15 protein-coding genes are annotated in these 16,376 nt (G+C 39.0%); 6 read left to right on the top strand and 9 right to left on the bottom strand.

The window, feature by feature from the left end; translation table 11 throughout:
* Window positions 1-7 precede the first annotated feature (7 nt).
* Window positions 8-2,230 (bottom strand): TonB-dependent receptor plug domain-containing protein, encoded by a 2,223-nt coding sequence (locus tag ABJQ32_16735; protein MEP5291304.1) that lies wholly within the window; start codon window positions 2,228-2,230, stop codon window positions 8-10.
* Window positions 2,231-2,490: 260 nt separating this feature from the next.
* On the opposite strand from ABJQ32_16735, the gene ABJQ32_16730 reads away from it, so the two are divergent.
* Window positions 2,491-3,045, top strand: coding sequence for a sigma-70 family RNA polymerase sigma factor (locus tag ABJQ32_16730; GenBank protein ID MEP5291303.1), 555 nt, complete (start codon window positions 2,491-2,493; stop codon window positions 3,043-3,045).
* Window positions 3,042-3,845 carry an anti-sigma factor gene (locus ABJQ32_16725; protein ID MEP5291302.1) on the top strand — a complete coding sequence of 268 codons (804 nt, stop codon included), beginning with the start codon at window positions 3,042-3,044 and terminating at the stop codon, window positions 3,843-3,845. Before ABJQ32_16730 ends, ABJQ32_16725 begins: the two co-directional genes overlap by 4 nt.
* A gap of 107 nt (window positions 3,846-3,952) precedes the next feature.
* Here the strand turns inward: ABJQ32_16725 and ABJQ32_16720 are convergent, their stop codons facing one another.
* Window positions 3,953-4,252 (bottom strand): GIY-YIG nuclease family protein, encoded by a 300-nt coding sequence (locus tag ABJQ32_16720; GenBank protein ID MEP5291301.1) that lies wholly within the window; start codon window positions 4,250-4,252, stop codon window positions 3,953-3,955.
* Window positions 4,253-4,412: 160 nt separating this feature from the next.
* On the opposite strand from ABJQ32_16720, the gene ABJQ32_16715 reads away from it, so the two are divergent.
* Entirely contained in the window at window positions 4,413-4,655 is a 243-nt protein-coding gene (locus ABJQ32_16715) for a hypothetical protein (GenBank protein ID MEP5291300.1), read from the top strand.
* A gap of 44 nt (window positions 4,656-4,699) precedes the next feature.
* On the opposite strand, the gene ABJQ32_16710 is transcribed toward ABJQ32_16715, so the two are convergent.
* Window positions 4,700-5,383 (bottom strand): response regulator transcription factor, encoded by a 684-nt coding sequence (locus ABJQ32_16710; protein ID MEP5291299.1) that lies wholly within the window; start codon window positions 5,381-5,383, stop codon window positions 4,700-4,702.
* 2 nt (window positions 5,384-5,385) lie between these two features.
* Window positions 5,386-6,903 carry a HAMP domain-containing sensor histidine kinase gene (locus ABJQ32_16705; GenBank protein ID MEP5291298.1) on the bottom strand — a complete coding sequence of 506 codons (1,518 nt, stop codon included), beginning with the start codon at window positions 6,901-6,903 and terminating at the stop codon, window positions 5,386-5,388.
* Between the two features lie 71 nt (window positions 6,904-6,974).
* Here ABJQ32_16705 and ABJQ32_16700 point away from each other — a divergent pair, with 71 nt between their 5' ends.
* The 3 genes from ABJQ32_16700 (at window position 6,975) to ABJQ32_16690 (ending at window position 11,130) form a co-directional block, all read left to right on the top strand.
* Window positions 6,975-7,817 (top strand): GLPGLI family protein, encoded by an 843-nt coding sequence (locus ABJQ32_16700; protein ID MEP5291297.1) that lies wholly within the window; start codon window positions 6,975-6,977, stop codon window positions 7,815-7,817.
* Between the two features lie 4 nt (window positions 7,818-7,821).
* Entirely contained in the window at window positions 7,822-10,464 is a 2,643-nt protein-coding gene (locus ABJQ32_16695; protein MEP5291296.1) for a carboxypeptidase-like regulatory domain-containing protein, read from the top strand.
* A 159-nt stretch (window positions 10,465-10,623) separates the two neighbouring features.
* Window positions 10,624-11,130 carry a SiaC family regulatory phosphoprotein gene (locus tag ABJQ32_16690; protein ID MEP5291295.1) on the top strand — a complete coding sequence of 169 codons (507 nt, stop codon included), beginning with the start codon at window positions 10,624-10,626 and terminating at the stop codon, window positions 11,128-11,130.
* Between the two features lie 7 nt (window positions 11,131-11,137).
* On the opposite strand, the gene ABJQ32_16685 is transcribed toward ABJQ32_16690, so the two are convergent.
* From ABJQ32_16685 to ABJQ32_16665, 5 genes are all read right to left on the bottom strand, one after another.
* Window positions 11,138-11,974, bottom strand: a complete 837-nt coding sequence (locus ABJQ32_16685) for a tetratricopeptide repeat protein (protein MEP5291294.1) — start codon at window positions 11,972-11,974, stop codon at window positions 11,138-11,140.
* Window positions 11,949-13,061 carry a hypothetical protein gene (locus ABJQ32_16680; protein ID MEP5291293.1) on the bottom strand — a complete coding sequence of 371 codons (1,113 nt, stop codon included), beginning with the start codon at window positions 13,059-13,061 and terminating at the stop codon, window positions 11,949-11,951. The genes ABJQ32_16685 and ABJQ32_16680 overlap by 26 nt, the downstream gene beginning before the upstream one ends.
* Window positions 13,062-13,274: 213 nt before the next feature.
* The gene (locus ABJQ32_16675; protein ID MEP5291292.1) at window positions 13,275-14,561 is read right to left on the bottom strand and encodes a hypothetical protein; all 1,287 of its coding nucleotides are present in this window, start codon (window positions 14,559-14,561) and stop codon (window positions 13,275-13,277) included.
* Window positions 14,562-14,764: 203 nt separating this feature from the next.
* Window positions 14,765-15,580: a DUF4331 family protein gene (locus tag ABJQ32_16670; GenBank protein MEP5291291.1), complete on the bottom strand. Its 816-nt coding sequence runs from the start codon at window positions 15,578-15,580 to the stop codon at window positions 14,765-14,767.
* Window positions 15,581-15,609: 29 nt separating this feature from the next.
* Entirely contained in the window at window positions 15,610-16,356 is a 747-nt protein-coding gene (locus ABJQ32_16665; GenBank protein MEP5291290.1) for a DUF4331 family protein, read from the bottom strand.
* Window positions 16,357-16,376: the final 20 nt, after the last annotated feature.

Genomic DNA, 16,376 nt, shown 5'->3' with positions numbered 1-16,376 from the left:
CAAGTGTTTAAAATTTAAATGTTATTCCTGCCTTCAAGAAGAAAGGCACACCTGGAGTAAAGTGTATTTCAGAAACGGGTTCCGGCTCATCGGCTAAACGGGATTCGGTATCAAATTGAGCTTCTCTCCATTCTACATCAAATAAATTTTCAATCGCCATCGTGGCTGTCCATCTTGGGCGATCATAGGACAGATTCACATCTGTCAAGAAATAACCCTGAGCTATCGTTGAGTTGTCCTCGTTTGCTGCTCTATCCTGAATGTTTCGATATCGAATACTTCCGCTGAAGTTGCTTCCCCGATAAGTAAGTCCACCGATACTTGTTAATGTAGGGGCAAGTGGAATATAATCTGTTCCTTCTGGCTCATCAATAGCTCTCGGATTCGCGTAATTAAAATTCGCATAGATAAACAGCTGGTTGAGAGCTTGATAATTGATGCCCAGATCTATTCCTGATCTTTTTGTTCGGCCACTTGGCTCAACAATGCCCGCATCACCGACATAAACAAACTCTTGCTCTAAACGCAACTCCCAATAAGCAACATCTATGAACAATCGATCAATTGGCTGATAAACAGTCCCTAAATCATATCCCCATGCTGCAGGAAGTGTGTTTTGATTTTGCTCTCTTAAAACAACTCGTGTGTCATTACTATGGAAACCTCGTCCTGATTTTGCATAAAGTTGCCAATTATTTTTTGGGCTGAAAATCACATTAAATTTTGGTGAAGCAATCATTTGGGACATAGATTTTCTATCGTAAACAGATGAGAGAAAGTCAACTTCTTCAAATCTGAATTGGTCTAATCTTATCCCTGTGTTTATCATCCATTTTCCAGACTCCCAAGTGGCATTCAAAAACGCAAACCCATTAAGCTCATCCACATCAGCAAGGGCAATAGAATCCAGTGTTTCTTTTCTATTCCTCCTGTGAGATAGCTCTATGCCGTTCACATCATCATATCTAAAACCAACACCACTCGCTAAGGTCAAATCGCCCTTCAAAAGTTGAGTCCCATAATTATAAGTGGATTGAATGCCATAAATCGTTCTAGATTCTTTTTGTCGAATCTGATCTCCATTGACCGGGTCTTCTAAAAAGAACGTAAAATTCGAATACAGCTCAAAATCATATGTTGAAACAAACGCTTTTGTTTGTACAAAATCTCCATTTGAAAATGAGGAAGTATAATCGACTAAAAAGTTTTGTCTGGATGTTTCTCCTCCCTCCGTATCATCAATCGCCCCAAATCGATCGATAAGACTTGATTCAACTGCCCTCAAGGGAATTTGTCCTGAAGCATCCCATTTGCTGCTAAAGGTAGAAGCTTGAATCGTCAAGAAATTGTTTCCGATTTGAGCATTGTACTTTCCAAAAAGATTTAGTCGATTGAAGTTTTGAGATGATTCAAAAGGCCCATCTGAGACAAGGTATTCAGTGGCTATATAAGCATCTTGTTTCGCATTCCCCTTCATCAGGTCAATCATGCTGACTGTTCGAAGCGTATTAAATCTTCCTCCTTCAATTTTTATACTGCTTTCGTCAATTCTATCGTAGGTACTAAAATCAACATAGCCAGCCGTAGTGAAATTTCCTTTTTCCGTATAATACGGACCTTTTCCAAAGTCGACTCCCTGTACAGTCTCAGGAATAAGGAAATGCAAATCAGCATAGCCCTGACCATGGGCATGCGAGACCATATTTACAGGAATACCATCTGCTGTGATTTGAATATCTGTACCATGATCTATGTCGAAACCACGCAAAAATATTTGCTCCGCCTTCCCACCACCAGCATGCTGCGCTATAAAAAGTCCCGGCACCTTTCTTAATATCTCTTGAGAGGAATTTACCTGATTGAGCTTTAAATCAACTTGTTTAATCTTATTGAGTGTATTAATCTCAGGAGTAATAACAACTTGCGAGAGCTCGACAGGTGCTGGTTCCAATGAAATCATCCAATTGGTACTTTCTACAACTTTAAATTGAATACGTTCATAGCCCACCATAGAAATAAAAATCGAGTCACCATTCGATACATTCTTGAGTGAAAACTGACCAGTAACATTCGAATGTGAGTGCTCTTCACTTGTCAGATTATAGACTGTAACAAACTCCACAGGTTCTCCAGTCTTCGCATCCTTAATGGATCCGTTGATGGTTTGAGTTAATCCTGATAGTGATAGAAGGAGTAACAATAAGTAGTGTGTATTCCTCAGAAAATTCATAACGTATTAGATGCTAATTATCAATAATAATTGCTCCAACATACGATCGAATTGGAATGATTGGATTTTTAGTTGTCATCCTATAATTCAAACATGAAATCCTAAGTGGATCCTAAATACGTAAATATAATAATCAAGAAATAGAATTATATATTCAAATCTCTACTGACAATTGAAGGGCCTTACCATAAATTTAAATCGGACTAGAAAGTGATCAGAAGAGCAATAATTCATAATTTAGGCATTGCAATTAGCTAATAGTGACTTCTCCCCATCAACAAATCGATCAAGATCAACTTGTTGCTCAACTGCGAGCAAAGAAGGCGGAGGCGTTTAGTTATTTGTATGACAATTATTCTGCGGCGATTTACGGATCGATCTCCCGAATAGTGAATGATGAAGATGTTGCCGAGGAAGTTCTTCAAGATGCGTTCATGAAATTTTGGGATAAGATTGATCAATATGATTCTTCGAAAGGACGTTTTTTTACCTGGATGGTGAATATTAGTCGAAATTTGGCGATCGATAAGCTACGATCAAAAGAAATGAAGAAGGTTGGGAAAACCGATAACATAGAAACTTACGTAACTGGTATTGAGCGTGAGAAACTAAACTACTTAAATGTCGATGGCATTGGGTTGAAAGAAACGCTCACCTCTCTACGAAATGAAGAGAAATTCATTTTAGAGATGGTTTATTTTAAAGGCTACACCCAATCAGAAATTTCAGAGGAATTTGATATTCCACTCGGAACCGTGAAAACGCGTCTTCGAATGGCATTGAAGAACATGAGAAAAGTATTGCAAGTAGAGTGAATATAGAAGAATACATATCGTCCGGAATACTGGAAGCTTACGTGATGGATCAGCTAAGTAAAGCTGAGCGCACTGAAGTAGAAAGCATGATTGCAAAGCATCCTGAATTAAAAGATGAAATTGAGGCGATTGAGTTGTCAATGGAAACGCTTGCTTTTGCCACTGCCGTCACTCCTCCTTCGAATGTGAAAGAGAAATTGATGACTAAAATTGAGCCATCAGAAAAGGAAAAAGAAACTCCAGTCATTGCTATGCAGCCAAATGGTTCATTTGGTGCGCTCAAGTATGCAGCTGCAGCCTCTATAGTAATTGCACTTGCTTCAGCATTCTTAGCATTTAATTACTGGAGCAAATGGAAGTCTGCCGAAAATCAACTTTCGGATTTAATTGCACAAAATCAACAGTTTGCTGATAATTATAATCAGGTAAACCAGCAATTGGATGATATACAGAATGCTGTGGCTATCATGAATAACACAGCGTACAAACGTGTGGTGATGAACGGCACTGATAGTTCTCCTAATGCTCTAGCTACCGTATACTGGAATGAATCCAATGCCGATGTGTACTTAAGTATTCAAAACCTAAAAGAGTTATCTCAAGATCAACAATATCAGCTCTGGGCGATTATCGATGGCAAGCCCGTCGATGCTGGGGTTTTTAGTCCTGGTAACTCAAATTCCCTAGTTCAAATGAAGAATATAGGTTCAGGTGCTGCAGCCTTTGCAGTAACTATTGAACCACGTGGCGGAAGTGAAAGTCCTTCGCTAGAGACCATGCAAGTTGTGGGGAATGTCTGATGTCACACTGATTGTTTGCACTTCGATAGCGCTCCTATCGTCGCTAATCAGGACGACAATCAAACTCACTTTGTCACCCTGAGTTTATCGAAGGGTAAAGTGCACAATTACCCTTTCTTCAAAAAGTACGCTTTACTCAACTCCGGTAGTAGATCCCAATCACGATTGATCAAAGCTTCTTTCTTGGCTCTTCTCCATCCCTTCACCTGCTTCTCAAATGCGATGGCTTGATTGATATCATGAAAATGTTCCTGAAACCTTAATTCAACAGGTCTTCTTCTAAATGTGTATGTTTTCGGATCAATACCCTCGTTATGTTGCACTAATCTGGTTTCAATATCATTTGTAACTCCTACATAATAAGAATCATCAGCGCATTTTAGGGTATAGACCGTATAGTGTTTCATATTTTCAAATTTAATGAAAGGATTCGCACTGATTGTTGCCCTTCGATAGCACTCCTATTGTCTTAAGTTATCAAAGGATCATTTCATTATCTTTTTTCGACCTTTTTTGATACCTGCATAAATCCACTTACTATTGCACGCTTCAAAAGAATCCTTGTAGATGTTCGGAATTTTTAAAAAGAAACCTAAAGAAAAGCTCCCACCGGAAATACTTGATGTGGATGGTGTCCAAATCTTAGAAGGAGACGAAGTATTAGCTCAACGGTATGAGCTGGGTAAATGCACTGTAGAGCTCGAAGGCTTGCAATATTTCTATGTATCTCAACACTCTGGAAAAAAAGTCAGCTATACCAAAATGATAGATGCCATTACAGGGGATCAGAAGGTAAAAAAGGTGGGTTAAAAGTATGACGAACTGTGTTCTTGATGAAGAAAAGATCAGCAATTTCATACCACCAGTTTATACCCATACCCCCTTACATTGATGATTTGGATCGTGGAATCTCGTGCGAGTTTCTTTCTCAACTTACTGATAAATACGTCCATACTACGAGCATTGAAAAAATCATCATTCCCCCAAAGTGATTTCAATATTTGTTGACGCTCCGTCAGCTCATTGATGTTTTTAACTAACGCATCCAGAAGCTGTGCTTCTCGATGAGTAAGGTTCTCCTCTTGCTTACTTGGACTGTGAAAAAGCACTTGCTTTTGGCAGTCAAATACATATTCACCAATCTCTTGCTCTGCCTCCGATGTTCGAGATACTTTACGGTTTAGCAACGCATGAATCCGTACAATTAGCTCTTCCATACTGAACGGTTTCTTCAGATAGTCATTGGCGCCATAACCAAATCCTTCTACTACATCTTCCGTTCTTGATTTGGCCGTTAGGAAAATGATGGGGATGAACTGGTCATACTTACGGAGTTCTTTTACTAGCGAGAAGCCGTCTAACTTAGGCATCATAACATCCAGAACCAGTATATCTGGTTTTTCTGCTTCATAGGCTTTTTTAGCCTCCTCGCCATCTCTGCAAAAGATTACCTGAAAACCGCGAGACTCCAGGCTCTCCCGGATAATCATACCCAAGGCGGCCTCATCTTCTGCCAGCAATATTTTAGTTGATTCCACACTCATATGGTTAACTTAAAGAGTGTTCGATGATCCGAAATATCCAAAGTAAGATGACCTCCGTGAAGTTCTGCTATTGAGCGTGCATAGTATAACCCAATGCCAAACCCTTTTACATCGTGTTGGTTTCCTGTTGGAATGCGGTAGAGCTTATCAAATATTTTATGTTTTTGTGCTTGAGGGATGTTTCCTCCATCGTCTTCCACCTCCCAAACCACGTTTTCTTCTTTCTTAAAAAGACGTACTACGATTTTATTTCCACCATATTTAATCGCATTGTCAATAAGATTGGAAAGGGTATTCTCTAAATGAAAACGGTCCAACTCATTTACGGATGATTTTAGCTCACTTTCAAAGGCAATTTGTTTTTCACTTTCAACTAGCTGAAAACGCTTCACAATTTCATTTGTCCAGGCTACTGCTTCCACTTCTTCATTATTTATGGTCAGTTTACCTTGATCTATGATAGCGGTCTCAAGCATTTTTTCCACCATGTCATTCAGTTTTTTCAGCTGATCATTGGAGAGTGCCAGATAGCGACGTGTCTTTTCCTGATCGTTGGTTGTATTGAAACTGGTTACGCCCTCAAGTGCAGAAAAGATCGTAGCAATTGGCGTCTTGAATTCATGCGTAATATTGCTGATCAAGTCGTCTTTGATAGCTGCCAGTTGCTTCTGCGCAAAAATGGTCCTGTATAAGTGAATTAATGTGCCTATAACTAATCCTATAAGGAGGACAGAAAGTATTAATCCTCCTATCCCGTTTTTTAGAATAATCAACGTTGCATTTTCAAAATCCAACTCTATGGAGTTCAAGTCATTAAGAAAAGTCGAAGCAGCAGTAGTAGTAAGAAAGTTGGAGTTATTAATGGCTCCTATGCTTGTATCCTGCCCTTGACTTTTCTGTTTCAGCACAAATCCGATATCCAGATTCTTATTGCTAAGTTCTTTTTCCAACTCCTCATATAGTTGTCCGAGATCTATCAGATCCTCACTAATGGAGAGCATCACTTTCTGCGTTAGAAATTGGAATTCTTTGGCTCGCGAAGAATCAAGATTTCCTGAAATCTTGATCTGTTTTTTCGGATTTCTTCTGGAGGCGATTATCGTGTCTAGCTGAATCGAATCCGCGTCTGAGCTGGACCATATATGGGTATACCCGGAGCGTAATGCTCGCGAGCTGTCACTTGCAATTTTGAAAATGCTATCTATATTGTTGATAGTGGATGTATACGCTATGGAATTTTTTCCATCTATCAATGTATCAAGTGAGCTCTGTCCAAAGATATAGACGCTTTTTTTGGCCTTCCCTGCAAAGTAGTTTTCTATACTTGAATCCAGCGACTGCTGCACATCCTGAATGAACCGCTGCTTGTTTACCTCATAATTTTGCACTGTGAAGTATACCTGGGCAGCTGTCAAGGCTATTGCTGTCACCACGATCAAAATCAAGCTATTACGATATGATTGTTTTGTCACATCACAAATATACGAGGCACATGTTGGCTGTCTTCCATCCATTAACACACGTTAACACTGCTTAACTGTATGTTAGCACTCATTCTCATTGGTTTGCTGGAAACAAAAAGACAATGAGAAAAAAGATGCTTATCATCTCACTAGTACCAGGTTTGCTATTGGGAATCGTGTTCAGTGCTGTCTGTCAGCAAAATTTTGAAGGAATCGCTACATACAGATCTTCCATGAGTGTAGGAACCCTACAAGTGACTGGAAGAAATATGAGTCCAGATATGCAAGAATCTGTTCGTAAACAGCTAATGCAGCAATCGCAAAAAGATTATACCTTGACATTCAATCTGCAAGAAGCTACATGGAAGGAAGATGCAGCACTTGCACCTGAAACCAACGCTGCTGCTAGTGGAGGTATGCAAATCAAGTTATCTACTGGTAATTCTATCAGCTACCTCAACCCAAGTAAAAATCAATTCCTTGAAGAAACGGAAATCTTCGGAAAGAAATTTCTTATTGAGGATGAACTACCCAGTTTTACCTGGAAAATCACCAATGAAACAAAAAAAATTGGTGACTATGTAGTGACCAAGGCGGAGTATCAGAACATCCGTGAGCAGACCACCATGTCATTTAGCAATTCTGAGGAAAAGACAGAGACCATCATGGATACAACAATGATCACTGCCTGGTATACATCAGAAATCCCCGTTTCTCAAGGACCTTCAAATACCTGGGGTTTACCAGGTCTTATTCTTGAACTCAAGGATGGAAGTTTCACCTATTTATGTACTAAAGTAGAACTCAACCCAGCCACTCCAATTCAAATAGAAGTGCCAAGCAAAGGTAAGCGGGTAACGCGTGAAGAGGCAGATAAAATACGTGATGAAAAACTTCAGGAAATGATGAAGAAGTATGATACTGGTGAAGGAGGCGAAAGACGTGTAATTAGAATAGGAGGATAAGAACATGAAAGGACTAATTCTTATTTGCTTAATGAGCTTGCTGGGATCACTTACAGCAAAGGCTCAGAACCATATTTTCCTCAAGGGTCAAACACGAGATTCAACATATGCACCCATCGCATTTGCTAATGTAATGGCAATCGATACTGCTACTAAGGAAATGAAAGCCTTCGCTGTGACGGACATCAAGGGTGGCTTTCAGCTACGCTTACAAGAAAATATTGTGTATGAACTCAAGGTCACTTACGTAGGATTTGTACCCATAAGCCAGTACTTACAGCTAGAAAAGGCCTTAGATGATCCACTCATGATTATCATGAAAGAGGCTGTCAATTCACTAGATGAAGTAACTGTAGTCGCTGAGATGCCTGTACTTGTGAGAGGAGACACTATCTCCTACAAAGCTGAGGCTTTTACGAATGGCGATGAGCGAAAGCTAGAAGATGTGCTAGCTGAGCTACCGGGATTTGATATCAAAGAAAATGGAGACATTGAGGTGCAAGGAGAAAAGGTGGACAAAGTGCTGGTGGATGGTAAGGAGTTTTTCCAAGGAGATACTAAGTTAGCTACCAAAAACATCCCTGCAGATGTAGTAGATCGGGTTCAAGTACTTCAGAACTACAATGACATTCAGCCCATGCAAGGATTAAATAGCGATAACCAATTAGCCCTTAACATCGAACTGAAAGCCGACAAAAAAAGGATTGTCTTTGGTGATATTGAAGCTGGAGGGGGTCCCGAAAAACGATATTTTGGTCATGCTAATACATTTTACTACGCTCCAGAAACCAGTATAAACTTCATAGGAGATGCCAATAATGTAGGTGAGCTGGCATTGACGTTAAACGATTACTTCCGAATGTCAGGAGGAATGGCTTCTCTCGCATCTCGTAATGGCACATCATTTCGAATGAATGCTGGAGATATTGGCATTCCCTTGACAGATAGAAATTCAGCCAGCGATCTTACCAACAAGCTTGGTGCATTGAACTTTACTACACGTCCATCGGATAGATTACAATTCACTGGCTTTGTTATTGGTTTTGACAATGATGCTACCCTCGGATCCAACTCTCTGAGAACATATCCTCAGCTAGAAGATCAAACCCAAGAGCAATTAATTACGGCCACTTCTATTGCCAATAGATCTGGGTTGGGGAGATTTTCTGCTAAGTATACTCCCAATTATAACATGCAACTAGACTATACTTTCTTTGGTAAACGTAGCTCTATTGATCAGGCAATGATCCGAAACTCACAACTTATATCAGGTGATAATTTACTTCAGGAAGACAATGGACGCGGCCCGCAAAGTCAACTTCATCAGCTGCGAATGTTCAATGCGCTCAATGAGAAAAACATTATTTCCGCAGAGTTGAACTATACTAAAGAAAAAACACCTTCCGTTCAGCTATTGTCAAGTCAACTCCCCTTGTTTAGCGATTTTCTCTCTACTAATTCATTACAATTATTTCAAGATCAAAACATCTTATCCAGGCGTATAGATGGCGTATTTAACTATTATTATATCCTTAATAAAACTACCCATATAAACGCTTCTTTTGGTCTAAATCTATCTCGTCAAACGCTGACGTCAAATCTAAATGATGAACGAGAAGAAGTAGAAGAGCTGGATGGAGAACTTGAAATTACTAATAGATTCGTGAGTCTGCGGTTTCGTAAAAAATGGGAACGTCTAACTATAAGTCCGGGCGTCAGTCTTAACAGTTATACGGTGCAAAGTGCTGTAGAAGCTTCAGAAGAAGCTCAATACCTTTTTCCTCAGCTCAATGCACGTTACGAGTTTGGAAGCTCGCACGATATCGAGTTAAACTATAGCCAATCACTGGAATACAATGGTGTAGGTTCTTATTCAGAAGGATTTGTACTGAACAGATATAATACGTTAGTATCAGGAAATGCGCAATTAAACCCAGCTCTATTGCAAAATGTAAGCTTGAGCTATAGAAACTTCAACATGTATAGTTTTTTCAACATAAGTGGGGGGCTAAATTTTCAATATATCAAAGATGGTTTCACCAATAATCAAGAGCTAAGTGGAGTAGAGAATCTGCTCACCTCTATCAACGCTACAGAGGCTAACAAAACAACAAGCGGTTATGTAAACCTGGAGAAGCGCTTTAATCATTTCAAGATAAGTGGAAGAGTAACTGTAGCACAAACGGTGCTAAATAATCAGATTGAAAACCAGATCATTCAAAATGATAACTTCACTCACCAATATCGGCTAAATATGTCTGCGAGACTCTTCAAAAAACTATCGGTTCGAACCGGGTATACAGTGTCAGTCAATCGATACACCTCTGGTTCATTCACGAACCAATTTGTAAACTATCGCCCAAATGTGAGTACTACTTTAACGTTCAAAGGATTCCGCTTTGACACAGAGTATGCTTTTAATAAATATGTCAATCAGGGTCAAAATCAAGATACTTCTTTTGATATGCTTGACTTTTCTCTGAGCTACCGGAAAAAGAAAAGTCCATGGGAATTTAAAGCACAAGGTCTCAACTTGCTAGATACACGATCTGTACGTAGAGATAGTTTTAGCGATAATTTGATCAGCACTTACTCTTACAATATTCAGCAACGCTATGGCTTGTTTACTATAAAATATGACTTATAGGTTTTGGATCATCACCCTGGAAATTCATCTATTTTTCGAATGCTGGGGTGGTGATGCTTGGAGAAATACGTAATCCACGTATTTTTTTATATCAGAGAATCACTCTCATCTAAGATTCATTATTTCTAAATCTTTGCTAAGAAATTAAAACTCATCATTATGAATCTTCAAGTAGCTAGTCAAAATCAGAGACCTCCCATTCAAATAAAAGGTCTCCCATATGAAGAAAAACTATTACATATCAATTACAACTTGCAGCTCAATTTTGTTGAACTAAAAGGTTGGTCAGTATCAGATAATGTAAGCGCTCAATATGATGATCTGATTTTGAAAGTCAATCAATTCCTCGAAAGTCAATCTGAATTGATACTAAGCTTTAAACTGGAAATGTTTAATACCACGACTGTCAAGTATTTGTTATCCATTATCAAACTGATGAACAAGGCACACAAACTTGGTAAACAAATGAAAATCTATTGGAGGGTGAATGCCAATAGAGATGATGAAATGACGGAAGTAGGACTTGACCTAAGTCTAATGAGCAATTTTGAATTCAAAATTATTACTGATAATTCTACTTTTAACACAACATCTATTGAAGATAAGCAAGCGATGAATCATAGAAAGTTACTTTTTAGATCCGTTAGAACTAAAGCAGCAGCCTAGTCGGCACTCAGCTGGTAGAGATCTGATTTCTGAGTTGTTGAATGTCTTGAATATAAATTTGCTCGAGTACCTCAACATACGGCCTTTGATGATAATAGCCTTGATTATGGTATTTCTCTGCTAGTTCCAACTGCTCCAATGCCAATTCAAATTGACCCCTTGCTACATATACTCTTGCTTTATGATAAAAGCAGTCTGAAAGGGTAGGATAATACTTTAAAGCGCGATCAAATTCAATAACAGCCTCATCCAGGCTATCCATTTTTATGAGTGTTAGCCCTCTATAAAGCATAGCATACACATCTACCCATTCTTCGCCTTCATCCTTGGTCACTTTATCAATGTACTTCGAGAGTAAGTCGTATGAAGCCGGATAATCCTTTAATCCAAAATAGCAGATTCCTCGCATGTAATCATGACTTTGTCCTTGGGAGTATTCCACTTGTCCATTTACTTCATCGCCTAAATTAAAATCGGCAATTGCACGGTAGTAATCTCGATAAAAGTATAAGTACAAGTAACCTCTAAAGCCTGCCCATTTTTCAGGTTTTCTTTTAACTGCTTCTTCATAGAAGAAATACATCTCATCCAAAATTCCTCGCTTTACACGAGCTGTGCCAAATTCTCGCCACAAGTCTGCATCTGTTGAATCCAGCATCATGGCTTCTTTCAGCTGAAATTGTTCTGGAACAGAGCCTTGATAAGAATAAGCCCTACCTCCTCTTACCTGAGGGGAATATCTTTTCTTCACCTCATCAGAAAGCTCTTTCTTATACCATTCTCTTTGTGAGCAAGAACAACATAATGCTAAACAAGCACTAAGGAAGTATATCGATGATTTCACCATTCTCGATTTTAAAGTTGATGTAGAAATATGCGTCTCTGGCTTCTTCTCGAATGACTACTGCTCTCCACTCTTTCAGCTTCCTGAGTATGCTGAACAAGTGGTCAATAGTTTCTGGATTGAACTCCATTGGATGGTAGTTTGGATCGTAACCTTCCCCAATGAATCTCCCTGCCTTCCCTTCACAATTCACCACAAAACGAAAAACCAGACTACCGTTTTGATCAAAAAGTTTAGCCCTATCCAGATTATCAAAGATGGTATCCATCATAGCACGTTTTCCGTGGAAGTATCTTCCATCAGGCGTAGAATTATAGTAGTCGGCAATGGATTTCTCTTGACCACAAATTTTGAATTGCTCACCATTTTCTAAAGTGTTTGAAGGGTCTATGTATGCAACTCGATGCTCTCCATGGTTTGCTCTCTTTTTGAATTCATCGAGTGGCATCTGCTCGACCATCTCGGTTTCAAAACGATAGTTTTCATTCCCGCCTCTGGATTCAAAAAAACCAATATCTGTTAAGTAGGTGGTCGTATCCATAAATCGATTGGTTACTTCACCAGTTTCTTCATTGAGATACTCACCAGACTTTATAAAGACTTTAGCAGCTTTTCCATCGATGAGTGTATCATACACTTTTAACTGCCTTTCGGTGAACTGATAATATTTATCAGAAAATGAGTATCGAATCTTATAAGGTTCGTCTTGATTGTTAATCCACCTTGAACTAACAGGGCTAAGGATTTCAATAGGGATAGTATCCATTCTCACAATATCAGTTAGCTTCTCTGTGAATACATCACCATTATCAGAAACACGTAACTCAGTAACCGCTGCTAACTCAAATCCAGCATTGAACTTTTCAATAAATATCTTATTGCCTTCTTTTCTTAAACTTGAATAAGTAACCTCTGTAGCTGCACGAGCGTCTTGATTTTTGGGGTAATTATGACGATAATACTTATTGACAAAACCCTCCTCAAACACATCATTGGGAGGATAATACTTAAAAACAGGATGATTGGATTCCTCCTGAGTACAACCAAATAGTTGGGCGGTTAAAAATAAGGCGACAAGTTTTTTCAAGCTCGTGATTTTATAGGTTGCAGAAAAATACGAAATGTATTCAATGGTCATCCGCTTTTTGATGGCATTAACATTTCATTATGAATGAAAAAACCCTGATCATTTGAATAATCAGGGTCATCTATCACCAACCAGCTATATATCGTGCTGAGCACGATAACAGTCTAATTCTACTTACGAACTAAATCCATTGCCGGATTTAATTCATAGCAATTATCCATTCAGTTTTTCTTTGATTTCTAAGCTTATGAGTGGTCCCAGCTCATAACTTGCTTCTAAAGATTCTTCGAGCAGCTTTCTTCCTGCTTTTTGATCCATCTCATGATACACAGTCCCCATATGATACAGGGCTTCTGGCTCATATGTTTGACCTTCTACATTTTCCTTGTAAATTTTTAGCGCCTTATCGGATTCTCCTTGATTGTATAGCGTCCATGCAAGCCAATCATAGGAAGCGGGAGTAGGTCTGTTATTGATTTCCAACTGGGCAAGCCCCTTTGCCTTCTCAAACATCTTTCGATCATTGTATATTGATATTAAATACTTGTTGTACATATCTCCATACTTTTCTTTTTCTACTTCTTTCAGAAAAGAATCTTCATATAACTCCTTCATTTCAGTATTCCCTTCAAATGCATAAATCTCTGCCAGGTTTAGATATAGGTCGGGTGTTAGTCTTCTATCTGCTAGTGCCATAATTATTTTTTTTGCATCATCTACATTTTTATCCGCTGAATAAGCCACCCAGGCTATTCCTTTGAGTGCATAATCGTATGTAGAATCCATCGAAAGAGTTTCGAGGTACTTTTTATAGGAGTCTTTTACCCTTCCTGCATGTCCATACATGTCTCCCAGATTTGCTGTCACCCACAATTTTTTCCCTTTTTGATACTTGAATAAACCGATATCAGCTTTTTCCATATAATGAATAGCAGAATCTAAATCGCCTTCATAGTCCTTGAATTTTGAAAGTCTAACGAGGTAATCAAAGGAATCAAAACGCTTGTTTTCTCTTAAAATAGCCCCTGCCATTTTATAATTACCAAGTTCCATTTCAGCATCAAATTGCATCATTAAAGCACCGAACTTTTCATTGGTAATTTCTCGTGCATTCACTGCATAATTTGCTGCTGATTTAAAATCGTGTTTTTTTATAGAAAGACTGCTCAAACTGAGTAAGCTTGAGATTTTCCATTTCCCTCTTGTAAGTTTTTCTGCTTGCGTAAAAGACTCTTTTGCTTTGTGTAAATACTCTACCTCAGCTGTTTGTTCAAATAACTGATTATAGATTCCTCCAAGCTTCTCGTAATAGATAAAACCTTTTGGTTGATTTTCAATTTTTCCCTTCCAAAGAGAGACTCGTTTGATGAGATGTGTTGTGTCCTCGTTGGCAATATTTAGAAAGGGTGAATAGTCTTCTTTTTGGCTTATTGCACTTTGTTCCTCTTTCGCACAAGCCATTAGAATAATAAGTATTGATAGATGTAAAAACGATTTCATAGCATTGGTTTTTGTGATTGAAAAAAGAGGGTGTCTCAAAATCGTCATCGCGAGCCTGCCTGCAAAGGCAGGGAACCGAAGCGATCTAATGATAGAAAAATGCTAGAGCATTTGAGATAGTCGCTTCGGCGATCCGATTCACTTTGTTCGCTATGACGTTTATGTGGCTTTTGAGACACCTTCTTAACAAATTCAGTAATTAATTAGTGAGGATCAGCCAAGTATGGAAAACTGTTAGTAAATGATTTATCATTTGCACCTACATTGTCCGATACAAGCCCATCTTTCACAGCATTTGCTTCACCTGCTGTTGATTGATCGCCGAAAGCCAGGGTCAATGTTACATCGATAACATCATCTGCCAGAGCACGTCCATTAAGGGATCCATATGCAGTAGCAGATCCTTTGTCAGACTGTAGCACATCTACCGCCAAAACACCAGCAAGTGCATCATTTCCTATTCCTAGGATATTCTCAAACTGCTCTGGATCTAATCCAATGTATGTTTGAAGTGCATCCAAAATTCCTGCAAAAGCTGTAGCATCGTCAGAGCCATTAGAAGGAAGGGTTTCGTTGTATCCATTCTTTACTTCGGCTGTTCCGAAAAAGTTGAAGACAGTATTGATTGCTGGACGGCCCATTTGGTCAGCTGTTTCATAGCTTGGATTTTCCACAATCACTGATCCCATAGCTGTAGATTCTACACCAGTCGAGGATGCTACGGTAAGGTCTACATCATATGTTCCTCCTTTTGTTGCAATGAAAGAGGGGGAAGAAGTGGTTGCGCCATCTAATGATACTTCAGTACCATCAGGATCGGTCACCATCCATTCGAAAGTTGAAATTGTTCCAACTGTTGCGGTTGCATCTAAAGTAACTGTCGTTTCTATCTCTACAGTTAAGTCTGCACCTAATGTAGCTTCTAATTCTTCCGGCGTAGTACTATCATCATCGCCACAGCCAACAAGTGTTGTAGCTCCTACCGCCAAAATCATGAATAATTTAAATATGTTTTTCATAGTTCTTTTCTTTATAAATGTTCAAAAAATTACTGGCCTACTTTGGCTTCCACCCACGATGTAAACTTTCCATCTGTATCTCCAATATCGCTTTTAGGAACCTCTACAACTACTGAAAGTACATTTGTTCCAGCAAGTGCATCAGCAGCTGCGTCCGTAGGATCTGTGGCCGACTTGAAAGAAGCAGGGTAAGGTTGAATACCTTCTGTATCAGGATCAGAATCTCTTTCAGGATCATAAATCCCAGTATTGGTATCGTCACTTAAAGAAGCTCCTACACCATTCACAATATTGATAAATTGGAAAAGATCCATAAAAAATGGATCATCTCTAAGACCTGCAAAGAGCTGAACTCCACCAACTGTAGCTGAGCTCGAAACGTTTGTAGCTACTCTGTTAGTCCCAGAAACTATTTCACTGCTTAGTCCAGTTTGTGATGAAGCTGAAACTACTCCATAAGTAATGGCTTGACCATCTCTAAAGAAAACCTGAATTAATTGATCTTCAACATTGTCTGCATCTGTGTCAATGTTAAACTCATACATGACATCATCACTAAATGATGTTTCAGAACTTAGTCCGGCAACATTACAAACAAACACATAGTTGTTCGAGTTTGACGGACTCTCAAAAGCATAGTAATCGGTGATGTCTTTTACTGTGCTTCCCTCCGATAGTGTACCTACCGCTGGAGCGTCTATGTGGTCAGCGGCCACCAAAACAATCACTAAGGCAGCTGTAATAACAAGGCCTAGTGATAAAACTAATTTTCTCATAGTGTTTAAATTTTTTAGTG

The sequence above is a fragment of the Marinobacter alexandrii genome (assembly GCA_039984955.1).
Classification (GTDB): domain Bacteria; phylum Bacteroidota; class Bacteroidia; order Cytophagales; family Cyclobacteriaceae; genus Ekhidna.
The sequence above is the reverse complement of the archived record's forward strand: the minus strand, read 5'-3'. Positions and strand labels throughout refer to the sequence as shown.